This window comes from Bdellovibrionales bacterium (genome assembly GCA_016716765.1).
Lineage (GTDB): Bacteria > Bdellovibrionota > Bdellovibrionia > Bdellovibrionales > UBA1609 > JADJVA01.
The window spans coordinates 71907-93698 of record JADJVA010000004.1 but is presented as its reverse complement, the minus strand read 5'-3'; the positions used below and the strand labels follow the sequence as shown (position 1 = coordinate 93698).

General features: G+C 46.6%; 23 protein-coding genes and 1 tRNA gene. 8 read left to right on the top strand and 16 right to left on the bottom strand.

Annotated features, from left to right (window positions below; all coding sequences use genetic code 11):
• Window positions 1-58: 58 nt before the first annotated feature.
• The 4 genes from IPL83_01585 to tilS all read right to left on the bottom strand — a co-directional run bounded on the left by IPL83_01585 (window position 59) and on the right by tilS (window position 4497).
• A complete protein-coding gene (locus IPL83_01585) occupies window positions 59-475 on the bottom strand; it encodes a hypothetical protein (GenBank protein MBK9037844.1) in 417 nt (138 codons plus the stop codon).
• A complete protein-coding gene (locus IPL83_01580) occupies window positions 472-1275 on the bottom strand; it encodes a TIGR00159 family protein (GenBank protein MBK9037843.1) in 804 nt (267 codons plus the stop codon). The genes IPL83_01585 and IPL83_01580 overlap by 4 nt, the downstream gene beginning before the upstream one ends.
• Before the next feature lie 38 nt (window positions 1276-1313).
• Window positions 1314-3299 carry an ATP-dependent zinc metalloprotease FtsH gene (ftsH, locus tag IPL83_01575; GenBank protein MBK9037842.1) on the bottom strand — a complete coding sequence of 662 codons (1986 nt, stop codon included), beginning with the start codon at window positions 3297-3299 and terminating at the stop codon, window positions 1314-1316.
• Between the two features lie 73 nt (window positions 3300-3372).
• On the bottom strand, window positions 3373-4497 hold the full coding sequence (tilS, locus tag IPL83_01570; protein MBK9037841.1) for a tRNA lysidine(34) synthetase TilS: 1125 nt from the start codon (window positions 4495-4497) through the stop codon (window positions 3373-3375).
• A gap of 279 nt (window positions 4498-4776) precedes the next feature.
• On the opposite strand from tilS, the gene IPL83_01565 reads away from it, so the two are divergent.
• Window positions 4777-5610 carry a hypothetical protein gene (locus tag IPL83_01565; GenBank protein MBK9037840.1) on the top strand — a complete coding sequence of 278 codons (834 nt, stop codon included), beginning with the start codon at window positions 4777-4779 and terminating at the stop codon, window positions 5608-5610.
• Between the two features lie 6 nt (window positions 5611-5616).
• On the opposite strand, the gene IPL83_01560 is transcribed toward IPL83_01565, so the two are convergent.
• The 4 genes from IPL83_01560 to IPL83_01545 all read right to left on the bottom strand — a co-directional run bounded on the left by IPL83_01560 (window position 5617) and on the right by IPL83_01545 (window position 7484).
• Window positions 5617-5856 (bottom strand): hypothetical protein, encoded by a 240-nt coding sequence (locus tag IPL83_01560; GenBank protein ID MBK9037839.1) that lies wholly within the window; start codon window positions 5854-5856, stop codon window positions 5617-5619.
• A 110-nt stretch (window positions 5857-5966) separates the two neighbouring features.
• Entirely contained in the window at window positions 5967-6524 is a 558-nt protein-coding gene (locus IPL83_01555; protein MBK9037838.1) for a hypothetical protein, read from the bottom strand.
• Window positions 6514-6945 (bottom strand): SRPBCC family protein, encoded by a 432-nt coding sequence (locus IPL83_01550; protein ID MBK9037837.1) that lies wholly within the window; start codon window positions 6943-6945, stop codon window positions 6514-6516. Before IPL83_01550 ends, IPL83_01555 begins: the two co-directional genes overlap by 11 nt.
• An 89-nt stretch (window positions 6946-7034) precedes the next feature.
• Window positions 7035-7484, bottom strand: coding sequence for a hypothetical protein (locus IPL83_01545; protein MBK9037836.1), 450 nt, complete (start codon window positions 7482-7484; stop codon window positions 7035-7037).
• A gap of 368 nt (window positions 7485-7852) precedes the next feature.
• Between IPL83_01545 and IPL83_01540 the strand changes: the two genes are divergently transcribed.
• Both IPL83_01540 and IPL83_01535 read left to right on the top strand, forming a co-directional pair.
• A complete protein-coding gene (locus IPL83_01540; protein ID MBK9037835.1) occupies window positions 7853-9964 on the top strand; it encodes a hypothetical protein in 2112 nt (703 codons plus the stop codon).
• 564 nt (window positions 9965-10528) lie between these two features.
• Window positions 10529-10729, top strand: coding sequence for a hypothetical protein (locus IPL83_01535; GenBank protein MBK9037834.1), 201 nt, complete (start codon window positions 10529-10531; stop codon window positions 10727-10729).
• Here the strand turns inward: IPL83_01535 and IPL83_01530 are convergent.
• The 7 genes from IPL83_01530 to IPL83_01500 form a co-directional block, all read right to left on the bottom strand.
• Window positions 10720-12102, bottom strand: coding sequence for an OmpA family protein (locus IPL83_01530; protein ID MBK9037833.1), 1383 nt, complete (start codon window positions 12100-12102; stop codon window positions 10720-10722). The genes IPL83_01535 and IPL83_01530 overlap by 10 nt on opposite strands.
• Before the next feature lie 119 nt (window positions 12103-12221).
• Window positions 12222-13781, bottom strand: a complete 1560-nt coding sequence (locus IPL83_01525; protein MBK9037832.1) for a DUF4080 domain-containing protein — start codon at window positions 13779-13781, stop codon at window positions 12222-12224.
• A gap of 24 nt (window positions 13782-13805) precedes the next feature.
• Window positions 13806-14102, bottom strand: a complete 297-nt coding sequence (locus tag IPL83_01520) for a hypothetical protein (protein ID MBK9037831.1) — start codon at window positions 14100-14102, stop codon at window positions 13806-13808.
• A 12-nt stretch (window positions 14103-14114) separates the two neighbouring features.
• Window positions 14115-15077 carry a class II fructose-bisphosphatase gene (gene glpX / locus IPL83_01515; GenBank protein MBK9037830.1) on the bottom strand — a complete coding sequence of 321 codons (963 nt, stop codon included), beginning with the start codon at window positions 15075-15077 and terminating at the stop codon, window positions 14115-14117.
• Entirely contained in the window at window positions 15047-15286 is a 240-nt protein-coding gene (locus tag IPL83_01510) for a hypothetical protein (GenBank protein ID MBK9037829.1), read from the bottom strand. Before IPL83_01510 ends, glpX begins: the two co-directional genes overlap by 31 nt.
• The gene (locus tag IPL83_01505; GenBank protein MBK9037828.1) at window positions 15264-15425 is read right to left on the bottom strand and encodes a hypothetical protein; all 162 of its coding nucleotides are present in this window, start codon (window positions 15423-15425) and stop codon (window positions 15264-15266) included. The genes IPL83_01510 and IPL83_01505 overlap by 23 nt, the downstream gene beginning before the upstream one ends.
• 49 nt (window positions 15426-15474) lie before the next feature.
• A complete protein-coding gene (locus tag IPL83_01500; protein ID MBK9037827.1) occupies window positions 15475-16314 on the bottom strand; it encodes a hypothetical protein in 840 nt (279 codons plus the stop codon).
• Window positions 16315-16373: 59 nt separating this feature from the next.
• Between IPL83_01500 and pgsA the strand changes: the two genes are divergently transcribed.
• The 5 genes from pgsA (at window position 16374) to IPL83_01475 (ending at window position 20357) form a co-directional block, all read left to right on the top strand.
• On the top strand, window positions 16374-16988 hold the full coding sequence (pgsA, locus tag IPL83_01495; protein MBK9037826.1) for a CDP-diacylglycerol--glycerol-3-phosphate 3-phosphatidyltransferase: 615 nt from the start codon (window positions 16374-16376) through the stop codon (window positions 16986-16988).
• A gap of 66 nt (window positions 16989-17054) precedes the next feature.
• Window positions 17055-18281 carry a hypothetical protein gene (locus IPL83_01490; protein MBK9037825.1) on the top strand — a complete coding sequence of 409 codons (1227 nt, stop codon included), beginning with the start codon at window positions 17055-17057 and terminating at the stop codon, window positions 18279-18281.
• Window positions 18257-19699 (top strand): PQQ-like beta-propeller repeat protein, encoded by a 1443-nt coding sequence (locus tag IPL83_01485; GenBank protein MBK9037824.1) that lies wholly within the window; start codon window positions 18257-18259, stop codon window positions 19697-19699. Before IPL83_01490 ends, IPL83_01485 begins: the two co-directional genes overlap by 25 nt.
• A 315-nt stretch (window positions 19700-20014) precedes the next feature.
• Window positions 20015-20090 (top strand) — tRNA-Gly (locus IPL83_01480).
• A 48-nt stretch (window positions 20091-20138) separates the two neighbouring features.
• Window positions 20139-20357: a hypothetical protein gene (locus tag IPL83_01475; GenBank protein ID MBK9037823.1), complete on the top strand. Its 219-nt coding sequence runs from the start codon at window positions 20139-20141 to the stop codon at window positions 20355-20357.
• On the opposite strand, the gene IPL83_01470 is transcribed toward IPL83_01475, so the two are convergent.
• Window positions 20347-21474 (bottom strand): hypothetical protein, encoded by a 1128-nt coding sequence (locus tag IPL83_01470; GenBank protein ID MBK9037822.1) that lies wholly within the window; start codon window positions 21472-21474, stop codon window positions 20347-20349. The two genes, IPL83_01475 and IPL83_01470, sit on opposite strands and share 11 nt — an antisense overlap.
• Window positions 21475-21792: the final 318 nt, after the last annotated feature.

The window sequence follows — 21792 nt, the reverse complement described above, 5'->3', positions numbered from 1 at the left end:
GCCCCAACTCCCTGAGTTTTTTTAATTAGCTCCCCTTTTCCAGGTGCCTTACCAGTCTTCACTTCCCCTCCACTTTCTTGCCTGCATCACGTACGACGACCATAATTTCGCCCGGACTTACAGAGAGCAGTTTAAGACCAACGGGAAGATTAAGTCCGCCGGGACCCAGTCGAATCCGATGTTTACCTGGCTCAGCATCCCAGAGGTCGACCGTAAAAGGTTGATCCGTTTGAGCATACTTTTTGAGGACCATGCGAGGACCCGAGAGTTGGACTCGAACTTTCTTTCGAAGATCGTTTCCCACCACATAGCTGTTCTTTACGAGAACTTCTAGATTTAGGTCTTTGACGACAACAGAACTTTTTCGACCAAGAATGGTCACCCAAAGAACCAAGGTTACGAAAAAGGCGACGATCTTATAACTGGTATCCTCGTTAAGATGAAACTTTATTCGCCTTTTTGCAGCTCCGATCATGTCGGATTCCTTTCAACTTTCACTTTGAGACCAAATGTATCGTAGAGTGTCTGCCGAATTATGGCATGATTCACATTAGGTAGAAATTGTCCGGACTGCACAATCCCAACCGATTTTTTTTCCTCGCTGACGACCAAAACCAAAGCATCGGTTTCTTCGGTCAAGCCAATTGCCGCCCGGTGACGAGTCCCCAGGTTTTTATCCAAAATAGGGTTTTTGCTCAATGGCAAAAAACAACCGGCAGAATAAATGCGCCCCTCTCTGATAACGACGGCTCCATCATGAAGAGGTGCTGTGGGATGAAACAGTGAAACCAAAAGCTCTGCATTGACCACCGCATCCATAGGAGTTCCCATCTCCACAAAGTAATCCAAAGCAATTTCTCTCTCGACAACAATCAAAGCGCCATAGCCCTTCTGCGCCATCATCACCACACCCTTGGCGAGCTCTTCAACGATATGAGTTTCCTCGACACGACTTGCCCCCGATAGAAATGGATTAGAACCTATCTGAGCAAGCGCTTGTCTGATTTCTGTCTGAAAGAGAATCACCACGATAAGAAAAAGATTGGAGAAAAACTTCTCCAAGAGCCAATTAAAGGTCATCAGCTCAAACCAAATGCTCCCCAGATATGCGATGGCCAAAATTCCCAGACCAGACAGAATCTGCACGGCGCCAGAACGTTTGGTGAGGTGAAGAATTCGGTACACGACTACCAAAACCAAAAATAAATCCAGCAAGTCCATGAGACGAAGCTGAGAGAAAATTGAATTCATGTTGTCTAAAAAATTTTGTAGAATCAACTTCCCCACTCACCTAAATATAAAGAAAAAGAGCTCTAGGCTGTCACCGGCCCCGAACTACCCACCGGATCACGCTCGCCACTCTCTTTTGCCCTGAGCTTCTCCTCTTCCTCTTTCGTCTTTTTTGCATCTTCTTCAGCCGCTTGTTTACGTTCTTTTTCTAGGATGATTTGCCGGTCTCCACGACGGTCCCCAATCTCCTGAAGACCTCCTCCTTTGACCAAAATTGCGACCTCTTCCGCATCAATGGTTTCATGTTCCAATAGCACTTCTGCCATTTTGTGTAAGGCAGCCATATTGTCCTTCAGTACTTTCTTTGCCAGTTCATAACCTTCCATGACGATACGATAGACTTCTTTGTCAATCTCTTCGGCCTTGGAATCGGAGTAGTCACGCGACTGTGAGGATTGCATGCCCAAAAACACGGGACCTTCGCGACGTTCAAGGGCCAATGGTCCCAATCGTTCGCTCATCCCCCATTCACAAACCATCCTCCGCGCCAATTCAGTGGCCCTTTCAATGTCATTCCCGGCACCCGTCGTCGAATCATTAAAAACCAACTCCTCAGCGGCCCTTCCTCCAAAAAGAAAAGCAATCATGCTTTGCGCTTTTTTCTTGGAGAGACTGAGTTGCTCTTCCTCTGGAAGAGTTTGAGTCAGGCCAAGAGCCATCCCTCGAGGTATGATCGTCACCTTGTGAATGGGATCCAACCCCGGCACGACTTTGCCAACCAAAGCATGTCCCGCCTCATGATATGCCGTTATGCGCCTATCGTTTTCGCTGATCACCATGGACTTGCGCTCTGATCCCATCAGAACCTTATCTTTGACTTTCTCAAAATCGTCCTGTTCAATTTTGAGTTTATTGTCGCGGGCGGCTTGCAAGGCGGCTTCGTTCACGAGGTTCTCGAGATCAGCTCCCGTAAATCCCGGCGTTCCTCGAGCAATTCGATCGAGATCGACAGCACTCGAAAGAGGGGTCTTTCGAGTATGAACTTCGAGGATCTGCCTCCTACCATGCAAGTCTGGCTTATTCACGACAACTCGTCGATCGAACCGACCGGGCCTCAACAGAGCAGGATCCAAAACATCAGGACGATTGGTCGCTGCAATAAGAATGACCCCTTCATTGCTCTCAAAACCATCCATTTCCACGAGAAGCTGATTCAAGGTTTGCTCCCTCTCATCGTGACCTCCGCCCATTCCCGCTCCACGATGACGACCGACGGCATCAATCTCATCAATGAAAATAAGGCATGGGGCATTTTTTTTGCCCTGCTCAAACAGATCGCGAACCCGGCTCGCGCCCACTCCCACAAACATCTCCACAAAATCAGAACCAGAGATCGTGAAAAACGGAACATTCGCCTCTCCAGCGACTGCTCTTGCTAAGAGTGTCTTTCCCGTTCCTGGATGCCCTACAAGCAGAACACCTTTTGGAATGCGCCCACCGAGACGAGTAAATTTTTTGGGTTCTTTCAAAAAGGCCACGATCTCTTGAAGGTCTTCCTTGGCTTCCTCAACTCCTGCGACATCTCTAAAGGTCACTTTGTTTTTGTTTTCGGTGAGAAGGCGAGCTCGGCTCTTTCCAAAGCTCATGGCCTTTCCCCCGCCCACCTGAATCTGTCGCATAAAAAACATGAACATACCGATGATGACGATCAAAGGAAGCCAATTTAAAAAAACAGAAGTCATTAAAGAATTGTCAGACCCAACGTATTTAGGTGTAATTCCGTGCTCTCGCACGATCTTAAATCCATCGGAATCTACATTCCCTAAAATTTGAAAATGACGACCTGAATATTTATCACGAAACTCAAGCTTTACATCTCCCTCAATCTCACCCGAATCCTTATTAAAGGTGACGGCCTCGACTTCACCCGCCTCCACGGCCTTTAAAAATTTGGGATAATCAAAATCACGAATCAGAGTATGGCGCTGCGCCTCATACATCTGAAACAACAGTATTGCCACAACAACGAGCATCGCCCAGAGGGCCAAAGTCTTTTGGGATGAACGCATGAAAAACTATCCTTTCCTAACTACTACCTCTTCGGCAGAATAACACTCCAAGCGAAGTGTCTCAATGCTTTCCTCACTCGTCTTCAGACCGGATCGCCATGAATTGCTCTGCATCAACCAACCAGTCCCACTTTAAGACTTTGAAGCTGAAGGCTCTTCTTTTTGTGCCTAGCCTCTTAATAATCTCATCGATATGACTTTGGCCGTAGCCTTTGATTCCTCGTCCTCGCAGGTATGAGGCTATCTCACGGCGCTTGTCTTCCAGATTGAGAAGACCAAATTTCCTGCGATTTTGGAAAAGAAATTTTTCGCTCTTTTTCTCTCCCACCAAACCGTGCCTCACCCCAGAGTCGAGAGCATTCAATGAACTGGCTCCACCATGAGCCTCTCTAAAAATCCTCTCTAAGGAGCGCCCTAGATTCCTTGTTCCACCTTGATGCCTCCTTTCGAGAGAAGGAAGCCAGCTTTCACGTATCCAATTGCGAAGAAAATCCTCATTCTGATTGCTCGGATCATCAATCCAATCCACATATTGCTGACGTGCGTAATCAATTAATTCTCGACGAGTGCAGAACAAGAGGGGTCGCAAAAGCTCCTTTTGACAAACTTTCATTGCCTCAAGCCCTTGCAGTCCGGTCCCCCTTATCAGGCGAATGAGTCGAGTCTCGAGCAGATCATCCGCATGATGGGCCAAAGCCAAGTACACAGGCAGGCCCGTCTCGATTGAGCACCTCTGCTGCCATTCCCACAAGCACTCATAGCGAAAACTTCTCATTTTGGCTTCAGAATCCAGCCGATCTGGGTCCTTCCCGTCCCCACCTCGATGTTTGCCTCCCTGCTCGAGATCCTCCAATTTTAGGTTGGAAAAAAATCTCTCTCCCTTTTCCAAAGCATGCTTTCTGACAAACTCCCAGGCCTTCCGACGAAATTGCCCCTGGCTCGACTCTGTTACTCCATGATGAACGTGAGCGACACCAAGTTCAAAACCCAACAGGACTTTGAGTCGGCTCATGACCTCCCACAGGACCATCGAATCCATGCCACCAGAAACAGCTACCAGCACGAAAGATTTCTGTTCTTTCAAAAAACGCAATTCATCCAAGACTTGATGATCCAAGGCCACCAAGGCCTTCTTGGACTGTCGCCCTTTGTTGACGACCTGTTTTTTTGGCTCTCGAATTTTTCCTCTTTTTTTCACCTTAATCTTCCAAAGAAAATAACAACAATAGTATCGAAAACGAGCCCGATTTTTTGTTTGGGGAGTCGCCGGTCATCACTCATTATCTAAGGTTTAGACGTCTGACTACAGAATTTGTCACTAATACAAGATGAGGTGCGTAAGAATCTCATCTGAGCACCCAACGCACCTGAAATCTGAGAACTCGTCCATTTCTCCGTCGGCTCAGAAATTGCTTTCTCATCAGCTGAGACATTTTACAGTCGTCAATGTGATATATTTGAAGGCAGGCGATCTAAAGTGAAAGGCTGGCTACTAAAAAAACTCATTTTTCTTTTTGGATTGATTGTCCTCTTTCCGTTCATTGGACAGGCTGAAACCCTCACTTCAGCCGAAATCCTCACACAACTGAAGGATATCAAAAGAGGCAACCTCATGCAGATGTCCTTCGCTCAAAAAAAAGTACGCAAAATCCTCGGCCTGCAATCTATTCCCTCTCCAATCCCCCACTTAGAAAGCCCTGATCCCACGATAACATTGGGTTCTACAACTGATCTCAAGCAAACTGAGCTTGAACTTTTACTTCTAATTGATAAGCAAAGTGAAACCCAATTGAGACTCGATTTTTTCGATCGGCTCAGTTTTCAAATTGAGAGCAAGCTCAAGGACCAGGACCTTCGCTCATTTCTCATACAAATTCTCAATGAAATGAGCTCCTCGGAGGCCTTGTCTGCTGATGGAAACACAAACTTGTCGATTTTCCTTGGGTACCTCAGCAAGGCCATGCAATCCGTACCCGAACCCAACGAGAATCTGATCAATTTTATTGAGATTTATGTGGAGGTTTCCACCATCTCTCATCCGATTCCACCCGAGCAGTTCGTCAATCTCAGGCATTACTCCAACGGAAAAATAAGTCTCACCGCCAAACCGATCGCTGCAGATGCGGTAGGAGACGTGACAGAGGAGCAAATAGACCTCATAGAATTGGAGAATTCAGTGGATCAAGCCTTTGGCCAAGCTAAAGTGGGAGAGATTCATGAGCCCAGTAAGAAGCAAATGAATTTGGACCTGCGACCACTAGATAGGATTGGTATTTACCAAACTCCTCTTTCAACTGACGACAAAAAATGAGCGTATTTAAAAATTCTGAACGAAGGTCAGCCAGAAGGACTGGGCCATGGAAACGAAAAGAACCAATGTCAGCAGGGCCCAAGCAAAAATTTTGTACCTGCGACCCAATCGGTAAGCTCGTCGAGAAAATCCCCAGCCAACTTGTGACTGATAAAATCCCATTGTCTCAGATATTGAGTTCATTAAAAAACGAGAAGACAAAGAAAACAGCAACACGTAAAACAAAAGAAGGATTCCATTAACCATGTCTCACTCATCGACGCTCTCTTGAGAAAACCAAAGTCCAGTTGTGGATCTGATTAATCAGGTACTACCACCTAATCATATCCGAGAAGCTTTTGATGCTGTCACCGACTCTATTTCTCGCCGGATTTATCTTTTTTAATGACCTCAACTTCTGCACTCACCCTGAATTTGTGTTCCTCAACAAAACGCGAAGCTTCAGTCACAAAATCAATTTTGCTGATGATCTTAACCACTTCATTTCCAACTCGGTTCAGCAATTCTTCTTTGCTTTTTCCGGCCCCCTGAACAATCATATTCAGGACTTCCTTGGGGAGACGCACTTCGTTCAAATAGGTGCGTATGCTCTCTTCCGTCATAAAGGCGGCGCCTATTCCCGCAGAGACTAACTTTTTGAGAGCATCTCCAAGACCGCCAGACCGAGTCTCATTCTCTTTGCCTTCTCTCTCTCCCGCATGTGCTGCGCCACTTTTTCCTTCGCTCCCAGTCCCAGCTCTCTCTTCATAAGCGTGGGATTCGTAAAGAGAGCCTTCCTCCCTATCAAGGGAGCCAGTGTCATCTTCGGTCTCTTGTCCTCTGATGGTTTCACTCTCAGATGAAACATCCCCAGACCCCTCATTTGTCTTGAAGCCTTCGTGCTCTCTTTGCTTATTTTTTGTCTTATTTGCCATATAGCTCACTCACTCGCTTTTTATATGAACTCATCATATTCGGAAGATTGACATTGACCAGTGCTTTTGCGATTGGCCCCGGAACAAACAACTTAAACTTAGCCTCAACGCCGTAGGTCGCCCGGGTCTTACCAGAAGCCTCCTCAATTTTCCAGAAGCCATTTGATTCCTTAAATAGATCACCTGAATCGAAAGTCCAACTGATCCCCTTCTTAGGATCTTCGGTAATCCATAGCCGATAGGAGAAGTTCTTGATCATATAAACATGAAATTCAACCAATTTTCGATTCCCATCAGTTTCGACAACCTCACACTTGGTGACCTCTGAAAGAAATTTATTGTAATTGGGATAGTCTGAGATGATTGCAAAAAATTGAGCCGGAGTACAATCAAAAAGCTCTGTTGTTTCAGCGCCAGCCATGTGATCCCCTTTTTACAGATTTCGAAAACAATAGCGGGGTTTCAGCTCACTGACAAGCGTGGATACAATCCTATTTAAGCCGGATCACCTCACTTCAGGCATCGAGAAAGTTCCTGTTCAACTTCTTTTAATGCAGCAACCAGCTCATCAGAATTCCTTTTCACGATCTGAGAACTAACCGTCACATTGACCGACGTATTGTGAATGGGAGCAAAAGATCCCTTTTGGATAAAAACATTGTTTCCTTCAAGTGGTTCCAGGTCATGATACCAAACGCCCATGATCTCCCCCAGGTCGGCAAGATACTTATAAATATCCTCCCCATTTTGTGCGCTTAAATCTGCCAATTGCCTCAGTCGAGCTTGGAGCGTCGAGCAGCTATCACTTCTAGGTTCTGCTTGCTGAACATTTGCCTTCAAAATGGCCTGGCTTGGCAAGGCCTTCGGGATAAAAACCGTCTCCGCCCCACTTTCTTGACTCCCCAATAGCGCCGCTGCCAATGCCAAAGATCCCACCCACCTCATTTTTTTCTCGCGCATTCTCCTGTTCCCCTTCCTTCAAAATTCACCCCCTTCAGAATAAGAACCTCAGGAACCAAGAGCAAGGATTAGCATGCCGTCCTCTTCGAAAGGACCCGGGCAGCCAGACCCTGCAATCCTCCCCAAAAATTAACTTCTCCAGTGACTTTTCTCGTCCCATCGTCTCAGTCCTGGACATCTCCAATTTCGCAATCTTTTGAGGGCACTATCTCAACTACCTGTTATTACTATACTTTTTATAAATCAATTTCCTCTTCCTCTTGGGCCACGGCTTGCAATAATTACAAACCATGTCCCCAGAGGAGGGTGTATCTGCCCTTATATCCTGGGATAAAATGATGAAGTTGACTTGAAGAAGGAGACGGCCCATGGGACCGCGTGAATCGAGAAATTACGTGCGAATAATTTTGATTCTCATCTTTGGGGTAGCCATTTTGGCTCTTCCTGCCTGTCAGAAATCGAAATTCAAGAAGGAAGGGCAAACCAGAGATCGACAACTTCAACCGGACCAGGACTCCTCCCGACCCACCAGTCCTCCTGTAATACCCAACTCCCCTCAATCAGCCTATACCCAACACGTTCAGCAAATCGCGAGGCCGCGTCACACATCGCCAGATGACAACGATGAAGATTTCTATGACGAGCAGGAGCCCAAAGAAGGATTCAATCCGCCGCCACCCACTCCTGAAGTGATTCAGCAATTCACCCAGCCTCAAACTGTTGTCGAGGGCCGCCAAAGATTTGTCCGCTATGATGGGCAGCTGCTACAAACATGCTCTCGACCTGACTGCACACCTCTGCCACCGCCACCACCGCCTCCCGTATTACCACCATCCCCCCCTTGTGAAGACCCAAAGCCACCTTGCACTCCAGCTCCGCCACCTCCACCCGCTCCCCTCCCTGAGCCAGTCGAAAGAGGAGAACCTCCGCAGTTCTCTGACCGACAAAAAGTTTTTCATCAGCCCTCGCGTCCGCCCACCAATCGAGTTGATATACTTTTTGTCGTGGACACGTCCGATTCCATTCTCTATGAGCGACTCTCAATTGTTTCCCAAATTCCGGAACTGATTAAGCAGCTCCCCGGCGCCCGTGAAGGGGCCGATCAAGTGAACTATAAAATCGCGGCTCTCGCAGCCCACAGTCCAAACAGTGCCCTTTCAGGAAGATTGTTTTCTGCTGACGCGAAAGATCCGCTCGTTCTGGGAAACATGGGTCAAGGTCGCATGGACATAGACGAAATCACTGGAGCACTTCAGTACAAGATGAAATCAATGCCTGGAGAAAAAGGATTTGATGCCGGAGAAATGGGTCTCCTTAGTCTCAAGCGATTTTTGGAAAGCGACCAACTACTGGATCTAAAGGCCAGAGACCAATTCATGCGTGAAGATGCTGTTTTGATGGTTCTCTTTATCGCTGATGAAAACGACATCTGCCACCACTACAAAAATGGTGAGGTGCCTAAGTATGATGAAAAGGTCCATAAAAACGCCAAGGCAGTCGAGCTCTTTGGCATTCCAGGCTTTGACCCGGTAGAAGCCAAAGCCTTCGATCAATTTTGTGGCGAATTGGGCGATAACCCTGAAAAAGCCGTCTATGATGCCCTGAGAAAGCAAAAGCAAAATGCAAAGTTTAACGTCTCGGGAATTGTCTATGTTAACGAAGCACTTGTCCCCCACAACAAGCAAATGCAGAACGGTACAGATCGCTATTATGATGAGAACGAAATTGGGCGCGGATACCTCGACCTGATGAAATTAGCAGGAGGTGCTCCAGCCGAGCTCGCCAATGGGACTTATAACAAAGCAATGGCTTTCGTCGGCAAATTGGCTAGCCACACAATGAGATTTAACAGCGTATTTCAGTTGCCTTTGAATGAAAGTGTTGCAACTCAATCAAGAAACGATGGCGGAACTTATACGCGAATGAAAGTCACAATTCAACGAAGTTCAGGTGAGGTATTTGATTTGGCTCCAACAGCTACCCAATTTAACGAAAGCACTCATGAGGTCCATATCAACTATGAGCCTCAGCCGGATGATACGATCACAGTGTCCTACCAAGTTGTTGATGCACAGAGCGGATCCGGCTCTCCTGGTGGCTCGCCTAGTCGGCCCCCCGCTGACAATGGGACACAAGCCCTACCACCACCATCTCCAGACAGCGGCAGTCCCATCGACCATTTGCCCGTTGAACAGCCAGACAGCCAACTGCCTATCGAAACTCCAGGCTCCGGTGATTCATACCCTCCCGACACTGCAGATCTAACTGACAGCGGCCCACCACCGCCTCAATCTCCTCCACCAAGACCTGGAGCGGCCCCTATTGTTCATCGTGGATCTCCGCCCCCAAAAAAGGCAGAAACAACTCCAAGTGCCGCAGCGGTCTCTCCAGGATCAAGGAAGGAAGCTGCTCCTGCTAATCCTCTTCCCAACCGCCCGGCATGGGATAATGGCGACTCGACTCGCGGTGGGGATCTTTGAGATTGATTTTGAACTGGCCCGCATGATTGTTGTTCCAAACTCCAAGGGTGCCTTTCTGAATCAAATCTCAAGAGTCCAGGATCTTCAAACATGCGTCCGGCAGCAGCGCTCCTTTGTGAGCACTGCACCAAGCCGAACTCGATCCTGAACCCCTGAGATCTGCTTCAGCCAGGCACCCCGTGTCTTTTGGACACAACAGAATCACCGAAGGCTTGCGGGCCAGCCGCTGTATTAAAATCGAGATCTTACTTCTCGAGATATAGTTCAATATGATCCTTAAGCCTTTTGGGATCCTTCGTTGTACACCAGGTTTTGCGGATGTGGCGATTGATATTAGCTCTGAGCGTGGCGTAGGTGTGATTCAGAGAAAACAAAGAATCAAATCCAAAATCTGTCGGTCGGCGCGATTCACGATCACGGTCACCGAAAGGGGTTTATGCCCCTTTCACCAACATCATCGTGGGCCAGTATTTAATCACCAGATAATCTCACAGTGAAAGCTTCGAGAAGAAAGATCTCGATTTTAATACAGCGGCTGGCCCGCAAGCCTTCGGTGATTCTGTTGTGTCCAAAAGACACGGGGAGCTGGCTGAAGCAGATCTCAGGGGTTCAGGATCGAGTTCGGCTTGGTGCAGTGCTCACAAAGGGAGCGCTGCTGCCGGACGCATGTTTGAAGATCCTGGACTCTTGAGATTTGATTCAGAAAGGCACCCTTGGAGTTTGGAACAAAAATCAAGTGGGCCAGGTTATAAAATCTACCGATAGACTTTAAATTCAACTCGCCGGTTGCGAGATCGCCCCTGATAGTTTGTATTGGGAGCAATTGGCTTTTCCTCACCGAATCCTGAGGATTTTATTTTCGCCGAAGGCAAACCGAGACTTACGAGGGACTTTTTCACTCTCGCTGCGCGCCTCTTACTCAGCTCAAGATTATAGGGAGCTCCTCCCACAGAGTCAGTGTGACCCTCGATAATCAACTGTTTAAACCCCGGAGGGCGTTTGAGATATTCAACCATGGGAGTTAATATTTTTATTAAGTCCTCGCTCGCCTCATCGGAATTAAACGCAAACAAAACCCCTCGTCCGATAAAAGTCTCCTTTGATGCTGAAGGATCCCCTTCAAACGGATCTTCGTCATCGGCCGACACCTCCACAACCCTATCATTTTCTGATCGCACAATTGATCCTCCTCTTTTAGATCCAGAAGAAAACGGTTCGATATTCCAATTGAGTCCCGAGTAGATGCGCCAATCGGGAGAACCTGTCCCGTGACTGATCTCCGTTCCTCCACCTGCATGAAAAGCCAATGTATGTGAAAGGTCTATTTTCATTCCAACCAAGAGTTCCATCGAAGAAAGATCTCGGTCGCTCGTGAATTCATCAGATTGAGCCGGAAAGCTAGAAAAAATCTCTGCGATCAGTTTGGTATCCCAACTAGACATTAAGTAACTGATGGCACCTGACGCAATATATTGATTCCCGAAAGGCTGCACAGGCACCCCAGGAATAGGATCGCCCGGGCTTCGCAAGCGATATCCCACATTCAAACTGTAGCTCGCCTCGCCAGCGCTTTTATCCCAAATAAGTTCATAGTTAAATGTGGGATTTGGATTTTGTCCAGAGAATGGGTTGTCTTCTATGCGATTCAAATTCATCGAGGCGGCCATCGCCATTCCTCCGGCCTCAGAATCTCCTAAGACCCTCACTTTCGTGTTAAACCTCAACTCTGTAATTCCCGCCGTCTCAAACTGTCCCCGGAAGATTTCGCTATCCACCGTTTGCCGATGAACTTGAGGTAAACTAAATCCAGCATCCCAAATTCGAGTCAAACCGACTCCAAAATTCAAATCGGATGAAAAAAGTGTATCCACGATATCGGTTCGACTTTGATTGGAGATATCTTCATAATTGGGGAGACTGTTCACGGCATAGTTGAGAAAAAATCCAAAATTAACCACTCCTGGGTCAAGAGTCTTTGACGAATGGACAGTGACAAAGTCTAGCCCATCTGTGATGGGGTTGAAATTTTGAGTGTCCACGCCCACGACGTTGGCTGTGGCTGTTGACGAAACAATCAGACCAAATCCCAGCACAGCCAAGCATCCAGCAAAGCTAAATTTTGTAGGATTCGAACTCATGTAAGAACGTCCGTTCCAAAAAAAGTCTATCTCAGCTTAAGTTTAACCGGCCAAGGGGCACTGAAGGCAAGATCACCTTGACTCGAAGGGGTTCAAACTGGACTCAAGTACTCGCACTTCTACTCATTTTCCTTCCGTTTCATTTGTCTCTTCTTGAGCGACACTCTCCGTTGGGCGACTGGACGTTTAGAAGCAAATAAAGCCGCGTCCCTCAAAAATGAAGGAATTTCTCGCCTCCCTCCGGAGGAGTAGTCTTTGGCTAAATCCTTTCGAACTTCGATGAAATCAAACCCTCTTATCTGCGTGAGATAGTCAAAAAAAGCTCTGGTCAGATCAAGGAGAGATACTCCGTAAGGAGAGGGAAAAATATCGTCGACGTATTCAACCCATTTCCAAAACTCCCAAAAGACCGAAGGCGGAGAGTCTGAATTCTCGCTAGCACTCAGCCATTTGATCGAACGTCTAAAGTCTCCGCTATTATGTACTCGATCCCAATATTTGGAAAATCGCTCCATTTTTCTTACTTGCTCCGGCCCCAGCACACTCGTCTCCAGTATCTGAAAGGGAGGGCTTTTTGAATAGGTCATCTTCCACGATCGACTGTGCTGAACAATGGGTGTCCCTTTCAAACGTTTTAAAATACCCAACTGGATTTCGTCTGGACGCAAAGAAAATAAACGATCAAATCCATTCGCAAATGATTCGAGAGTTTCACCTGGAAGTCCAAGGATCAAATCGGCATGAATATGTACCTGAGTTTGTTGAGTCAAAAAATTAAAGTTATCTACCACCTTTTCCCAAATATTAAACCGACTGATTCTTTTTGCTACTTCTTCATTCAAAGTTTGCAGGCCTATCTCAAATTGGAGGGCTCCTTTCGGAAACTGAGAAATGATCTCTCGAACTTTAGGGGGGAGACGATCAGGAACCATCTCGAAATGCAAAAAAAGATCTTGATCGATCCTCTCGAGAAAAAACCTAAGCACACGATCGCAAAGGTCCGGAGAAAGATTAAACGTCCTATCAATAAACTTGAATTGCCGAGCACCCCGCAAAAAGAGCGTTTCCATCTCAGCCAGAAACTTCTCGACGTCAAAATGACGAACGCTCTTATCAAGAGACGAAAGACAGTATTGGCACTTAAACGGACATCCGCGCGAAACCTCGACACAAACGTGGCGAAACTTCAGATCCTCTTCAGTATAAAGGTGATAAGGCAAGCAGAGTTCTGCCAATTCCGGCAAGGGCCCCGTGATGACCTGTGGCTTTGAAGCTGACTTCCAAGAGCCAGAAAAAACATTTCGACAGTGTTGAGAAAAGAGGAGATCTGCCTCGCCCTGTATCACCACATCTGCCCACTCACAGATTTTTTGTCCCTCGAGTTCATGACTGACTTCCGGTCCGCCAACAACCAAGTGAATTTCTGGTGAATACTCCTTTATTTTTTCTGCGATATACTCCACCCGTTCGATGTTCCAAATATAAGCGCCAATTCCCACAATCTTGGGGCTACATGCCAAGATCTCTTCAACTATGAGATCCGGATCCTGTTTCAACGTAAACTCTCTGAGTCCGGTCTGAGAATTCAGGTCGCCCATATTGGCCCACAGATAACGGAGACCGAAAGAGGGATATTGATACGTGGCATTCACTGCACACAAAAGAATTGGAATTGTCACCTGCACCACATGGGGATCAGTTCCCTATCGCTTTTTAAACAAAGCCTCAGCAGCAGCACGAAGATCTTCTTTTTTAACCGAAGAAGCTCCGGTTCCGTGGCCCACCTGAAAATAATCACAAAAGTTTGCCCGCTTTTTCTCCAACACGACTTCTGCTGAAGTCTCTCGGCACTCATTGTAAACTTTCGAATCATAAAACTGACAATTTTTACAGCAATGTGCATCAGAATGACAATGCTCACACTCATCTCGAATGCCAACTGACTCTACAAATTCAGATGATTTGCCGCACTCAAAGCAAATGAGTTTAAGTAATGCCATTTCTCTTCCCGTCTACCAAAGAGGTTTGATGCTAAAATCATGATCAGCTTCGATCCTCCGGGTTGTTCCCGTTGCCGATCTCATCACAATTGAATGTGTCGAGGCTTTCTTATTAGAGTAGTAGCGCACTCCTTTAAGCAGGGGGCCATCGGTCACCCCTGTCGCACACAACATAACATCGCCTTGCGCCAATTCATCGCGACCATAGGCACGATGAAGATCCTTGATTCCCATTCGAAAAGCTCTCTTTTTCTCCTCTTCGTTACGAAATTGCAGACGTCCCTGAAAGTCGCCACCCATACATTTAAGGGCCGCAGCTGTGATAACACCTTCAGGCGCTCCACCCACTCCCATCAACAAATCAATGCCTGAGTCCGGCCAACAAACGGCAATTCCGGCAGACACGTCTCCGTCTCCTATGAGACGAATGCGCGCACCCGTCTTGCGAACCTCGCTGATCAATTGCTCATGACGCGGACGATCCAAAATCACAACGGTCATATCTTCAATGTTTTTGCTTAAAGCCCGAGCGACCCGCTCAATATTTTCGGTCGGAGACAAATTCAAATCAATGGAGCCTCGAGCCTGTGGACCACAGGCGAGCTTGTCCATATACGTGTCCGGCGCGTGCAAAAAATTTCCTCTTTCCGCAATCGCAATCACAGAAATCGCTCCAACCCCACCCTTCGCACAAATCGTGGTCCCTTCCAAAGGGTCAAGAGCAATGTCAACTTTTGGCGATTCAGGAGTGTTGCGGCCAACCTTCTCTCCGATAAAAAGCATGGGGGCCTCATCTCTCTCCCCTTCACCAATCACAACTGTGCCATTGATATTGACTGAATCGAATCCACGACGCATTGAGTCTACTGCGGCCTGGTCCGCTTCCATTTCATTGCCTCGTCCCATGAATCGGGCCGAAGCGAGAGCCGCAAATTCAGTGATCCTCACAAACTCAAGGGCCAGGTTTCTATCCATGATTCATTCTCCAATTGGGCCATGAACTCCTTTTTGAGGCGAACAGGCTTTATTTTTTCATCAACAGGGACCAAAAGAGTTTCTCCAGTTGCAATACGCTGCTCACCAGTCCCTGAATAAATGGCATAGCGAAAGCGAATTTTCAATCCCTCCCTGCGAACGGTTACTGCTATTTTGAGGTCATCGTCAAAACCGAGGTCCTTTCTCATGGTAGCAGTGAGATTCCAGTACAGCAAAACAGACCGGGGAGTAAGGATAGTGATAATTCATCAATCCTCTTTCGCGTAGCCAAGCAACTCTTGCCTCCTCAAAATAACGAAGGTAGTTGGCATGATGGACAACACCCATAGCATCTGTCTCACAAAATGCCACTCTCCGGAAAAGTACAAATAGATTCTTATTCACTCACAGCCTCAGATTCACTTCTAGACCCCTGTGACCTGTACAGGGTTTCCACCATTGATCTTATTTTCTCTGCCATCTGTTTAAGCACCATTTCAAGGCCAAATTCAACAAAGAGTTGCGGGATCGGGAGCTTGTCGTAGTCGTAGAGTGCTGTCATCGAAAATTCTGATTTTAGATGCTCAATTTCCTTGATTTCCACCACACCCTTCATCCCGCTGAGAGTTCCGGCGACGACATGAAAGAGAATCTGACGTCGCCCCTTCAGTTGATCATGAAAAAAAATCTCCATGAGCATCCGGGCGTGATAGTCAAAGGCTGCGACATGCAAAAAGAGATGCTTCTGGCGCTGATTAAAAGTGGATTCCTTCACGTACTGGCTGAGTTCCTTCAGACGGTAGAATTCACGAATTCGGTTTGAAGAGAACTCAGGTGGTGCTTCGATGAATCCAGCCCCCGAGAGCTTTAACTGTCTACGAATCTGTTGACCCTTTTTGGAAACAGGAGGCGGAGGCACAGAAATATCCTTGGTCACAACGGAGACAACAACTGCTCTCTCTTCCCTCATCTGTTTCAAAACTTTCTCTTTGCGATTCCACCAGGGCAATATTTCCATCCACACGGGAATAAACTCCTTTGGACTCACCCTCTCCCACCCCGACTCAGGCCCGACCAAAGGCAAGCGAGAAGAGTCATTTTGCTTAGCGTTATCAGGCGGACCAAGGCTCTTCTCCGCAATTGCACCAAGTCCCAAACAAAGGCAAACAACAATCAGAGAAGCGTGGGCAAGAACAAGACTCACACAAAAAAAATATCGCGTCTCGGGACTCCTCACTTGAACCTCACTATGGAAGACTCTATAAGGAAACTCCTTCGCAAGTAAAGTGAGTCACCATGAATTCGCAGCATGACTGGAAAAAGTCGCTCCCTATGTGGGCAACGTACACAAGAATTGGTTTTACCCCCCTTATTGTGCTGAGCCTTTATCTGGATCGGCCTTGGAAGGGCTGGGCCGCCGCTTTTATTTTTTTTGTTGGTTCTCTGACAGACTGGTTGGACGGATATTGGGCGCGCAAATATCAGGCAGAAAGCGCGATGGGAAAATTTATGGACCCCATCGCAGATAAAATTCTTGTTCTTGGCGCCCTCATCATGCTTCTCAACGTCCACCGAGTTGACCCACTGATGGTCATCCTCCTCTTGTCCCGTGACATTTTCATCGGCGGACTTCGCTCTGTCGCAGCGGCCAATCGTGTGATCATCTCGGCAAAGCCCTTTGGCAAGGGAAAAACGGCCATACAGATGGTAGGAATTCCTCTGCTCCTCATTGACAATTCCCCCTTTGACCTTCCGACTCAGCAGGTCGGTTATTGGCTTCTTTGGACGAGCGTTATTCTGAGTTTTGGATCGGGACTCCAGTACACTTTTGGATACTATCGAGGACGCAGTGCCTCCTTATCGACAAAGTCCCCTCACCATAACGTAGACAAGCAAAACAATCCCACATAGGATTTTATCACTTTCACCTCGAGTTCGTCTCAGGTTGGCTTGAAAAATGAGGAGTGTTCTTTTTAAATGGATTGGCTAAAAGTAAATTTTTGGGAAATCAAACAATCGTCATCCCTCAGATGGCTCGGTTTTCTTCTTTCCCTTTCTCATTTGATTACTTTTTTTCTTTGGACATCTCAAAGCCATCCTCCTCTCATGTATTACGCTGAAGAAGCACCCATGTGTTGGAGCTTTTTTGAAAATTGCGGTATTATGAGATTCCTGCCACTGGGACAATTGACTTTTATTTATTACGTCTATCCCGTCTTTGCGCTTCTTGCTGCCCTCATGTTTATTGGCCACCGTCTCTATGGTGGAGGCTGGTTCTTTTTGTTTATTGCATTTATTCTCAAATCGCTGCTTTACTTCCAGGACTCACGACTGAGTAACAATGCGCACTATCTCTTGTTTGTCTCTCATATTGTTTATCTTTTCATTCCACAAAAAAAGGCGATCTTTAAGTATCTCATCGTGTCCTTCATTGTGACTTCAGGCCTTTTGAAGTTAAACGCAGATTGGCTTTCTGGAATGTGGATCCACCATCACACCGGATTACATCTCAAGGTTTGCGAGTGGTTAGCTGCTCTCTCGGCACTTGCTGAGCTCATTCTTCCTTGGCTGATCGTTTCTCGAAAATCCCAAAATATAGTTATCGGCTTTCTCTCGTTGGTGGCCTATTTCATCTCTTATTTTTTTATTGGAGATGCCCTTGGCCCTGTCTGTTCTCTCCTCTTTCTTTCTTTCTACCCGGCCTACTATATCGAACAACGTCGAGTCGAAATGGAATACCTGTATCGGTCTTACATTCGACCGGAAGCAAGCCAGGCCTGGGTACCTTTGATTCTTCTCATATTTTGGTCCCTCCAGACCTTCCCTTTCATTAAATATCAAAATCCTAACTTCAATCTGATCACAGAAAGCTTTGCCCTCCAGGGCTATCCCGCGGCCGCTGAATGCTATCAGACAAGCTTCGCTTCTTTTGAAAATGAAACACGTGAGCTTGGAGCTAATCACGACAAATCTCAAGGAGAGCACAGGGAATGCAATCCATTTATGCGCTTTCTCGACGTCAAGGCCCTGTGTCATCAATTGACTCAGCAGGCCGGATTTCAAAATATCGCCAGCTCCTTTGTCATTCGCGGGCTAAATGATAAAAAATTTAAGCGTATTTTCGAATCAAGCGAAATCTGCAATGACAATATTAACTTTCGCACAGTGGGGCAATCGAAATGGAATCTGAATCTGGGCGATTGAATTGGCTCCTTAAACCTTTGTTTTCTGTTTATCTCATGATCTGTTTGTTTTTTTTGTTTAAAAATAATCCGTACCTTTATTCTACCGAGACTCTCAAAAGCATTTTTCAAAAGGAGCAGGAAAGTCTCGTTCACACTGTCCCGGCCATCGAAGGAATCGAGGGAAACCCGTCCGATTTGAGTCTCACTTTTAATTGGCGCCAGAACAATGGTCGAACTGGAACCTATAATGATCAGCTCACTTTTGGACGAAAATATGGAAAGCTCTGGATTCGAGATCTATGGATTAACGGAGATGAAGTTTTCAACAAGGCTTCTTTCGTCTGGGACGACAGTGGTTATTATTTGACTGCGGGAGTTCCCCAGCTCGTAAAAACCGACGACAAGGGCCAACTTGTTTGGAAATTGTCTCTGGCAAACCCTCAGTCCATTTTCAAAGCCGTTCCCATTTTAACCAAAACTAGAGTGTACGCCACGACAACAGACGGCCGCGTTTTTTGCCTGGACAAGGAGAAGGGAAGAATAATTTGGACATCAAAACCCGTCGATGAGATTCGTGGAGCGCCCGTATTAGTGGATGGCCAAATCTATTTCTTTGGAGTCCATGAGGAAAATCTCAAAAATAAAACTCATCTTTTTCAAGCTAATCCTTGGACAGGAATCGTCAGACAAACCAGTGCTGAAGACGTTGGCTCTATTAATCCTTATCCTCCCACCATCAATGAAGAACTCAATGCGCTTTATGTGGGAACTGAAGAAGGGAACTTGTACGCAATCAATTACCAGTCAGGGAAACTTCTTTTTAAGACTTCCACCTCTGACAAAATTCTCTCTGCTATTCTGTTAGCACAGAAGAGACTGGCTTTTACGACAATGGATGGAAAGCTCGTTTCGGTAGATGCCCGAACGGGAGCTCTCGTCTGGGAAACCGACCTCGAATCGGCCTCCGAGACCACCCCCTCCTATGTTCCCACTTTTGATTATTTGGTTGCTATGACAAACAACGGTTATCTCCAGACCATTGATTTTAAAACCGGAGAAAAACAATGGAAGTTCCTAGCTAACAGTGAAGGCACCACCAAACACCACACCTTCAGTCTGCGACTCAACGGCCCCGCCATGGAAAGCTACGACCTCAAGTGGAAAAATAAGGGCTACGTTATCTTCGCTCCTTGCGCCTCAAAAAAAATCTGCGTGTACAGTCCGGATCATGGAAAGGTTCTAGCGCGAATCCTTCTTGAGGGCGAAATGACATCCGAACCCATATTTGATGGAAAAGACTTCATTGTCACAGTCAAAACGGAACAAAATGGGGCATTCAAATTGATGCGCATGGGTGAGTCGAGCGGGCACCTTGCCAACCCGCCCTCGCGGGCCTCTGAAGCTAAGATATCGAGTGAAGACCACAAAGGCGGGTGAATGTCTGCTTTGTCGGGATAACCATTTTTTGGCAAAGTTCCGTTGACAAGTTATTCAACCAACCAGTAGAAATGACAGCTCGATTATTTGATTTCTGTTTAGGTTCGTTCGGAAGTTAGCTCCGAACTCTTGATGCGGGAATAGCTCAGTTGATAGAGCGTCGCCTTGCCAAGGAAACGGTCTATCAACTTTTGAGTGGTAGACTAATGGAGAGTTTGGTTAGAGATTTTATGAGTTTAGTGGATTGTTACTTTGAGAAAATCGGCATCTCAAAAAGCCAAAACTGGCTAAGTGGCAAAAGCTGCGCTTTCAAGCGCGGGAGTAGCTCAGTTGATAGAGCGCTGCCTTGCCAAGGCAGAGGTCGCGGGTTTGAATCCCGTCTCCCGCTCCAATTTTCTTTTTTAAAATTAGAAAATTTGAGTTCTGAATCGAGGATCGCATGAACAGCGATCCGAAAGTTGTTCCCTTCTTCAAAGGGAAAGTAAATCCCAAATACGCAAATGTTTCTGATTCCCTGAAGTGGGCTATCCCTATGATGGAAGCTCAAGACAGCCCTGAAGTTCAAGCTGGTCACAAAGCTTCGGAAGAGCGAGCCCGCGCAATGCGAGCCGAAAAAGAACGGGCAAAACTCAAAGCCTCATTCAAAGTTATTTCTTAGCAAAAGCCTTCAAAAACTGATTCGAGACTTGGTTGATGTACTTTTCGGTCGTCCTAAATGAACTGTGCAAACAGCACTTCTGCAGGAAGTATGGATTCCCCAAATACCAATCATGCAGATGGAGCGCACCGATGGTCGCATAGCTATGCTTCCATGCGTGAGGGTGCAGAAACTTGAAATCGCAATCTTTAGCAATCTGTCGCCACCACTTCATAACGGTGTCAGGATGGCAATCAAGCAAACGATCTTTCGGGGCAATGTTCTTTTTGAGGAAACGAGCGACATCCACCAATATCTTGGGTGACGGCTGAACCATTGGTAACTGGATTCGTTCGCCTGAAGTTGTCTTAGTTGTGTCCTCAAAAACGAGAGCACCTTTTTCCCCACGGCTCCAGCCAGAAACGATATTGTCCTTCAAATCAAAGTTCGGCACGTCGTCATCGGGGTGCAAACATTCCGCATTCAAGCCCAGTAAGTTCCCACGACGGAGGCCCGTGCAGACTCCGAAGAAAATCGCGTAGGCTTTCTTTTTCATCTCCAGATTATCTTTGTAAGTCTTGTCGATGGCATCCTTGATGTCATTCAACTCGTCCTCAGTGTAGGTCTCCTTCGTGCGGACACCCGTCACATCCTCACCGCGGCGACGAGCTTGTTTCTTCTGTTCAAGGGTCATTTTGATATCGAGAGTATAAAAGTCGTCTTGACCAATGTAGCCCGAATCCAAAAGGAACCGCATATATTCATTAAACGGTGTCGTGATTGAGCTGTACGTGTTGTGCGAATATTTCTTTCCGCTCAGGGTCTTGGCCATCATCACATGAGTGCGGGCTTTCGCTTTGAAGTTTTTGAAATCCTTAGGATGGTTGCATCCATGACCAAGAAAAAATGGCATCCAGAATCGCCGCATCCAGCCTTTGTAGGCAAACGGAATACTGTGCGTACTTTTGACGGCAACGAACTCATCCAGGTTGTCCTCAAAGTTAAACTCTTTGCTCTTGAGATCGAGCTTTTCTTGAATCTTGTATTTCGGCAGAGCGTATTTATCTTTAAGCTCTTCATACAAACGGTGCTTCAACGCTTGAAAATGATTATCCTGATTCGCTGCGGCCTTTTTCAATTTGTGAGCACGAAGATACTCATTGATCTGTTTTAAGGTGGGTTGAACTTTGGAGCTGATTTGCACTTGCGCACCATTCGGAGGACGAATGGCGACACGCAGGGAATCAAACTTCTTCCCAGCTCGCCACATTGGATAAATACCCTGAATGGTACTTCTGCCTTTTGCCATAAACTCCTTGAGAAAACTCTTGTGCCGCGTTCCTCTCGAAAGATCAACGCTTATACGCACTTGGCTTATCGGGAATTGGCAAAAAAACTTGAGTAGTAACGGTCTATCCAGTTTCTTCTATTATTTGCAGACCATCCATTGAGATTT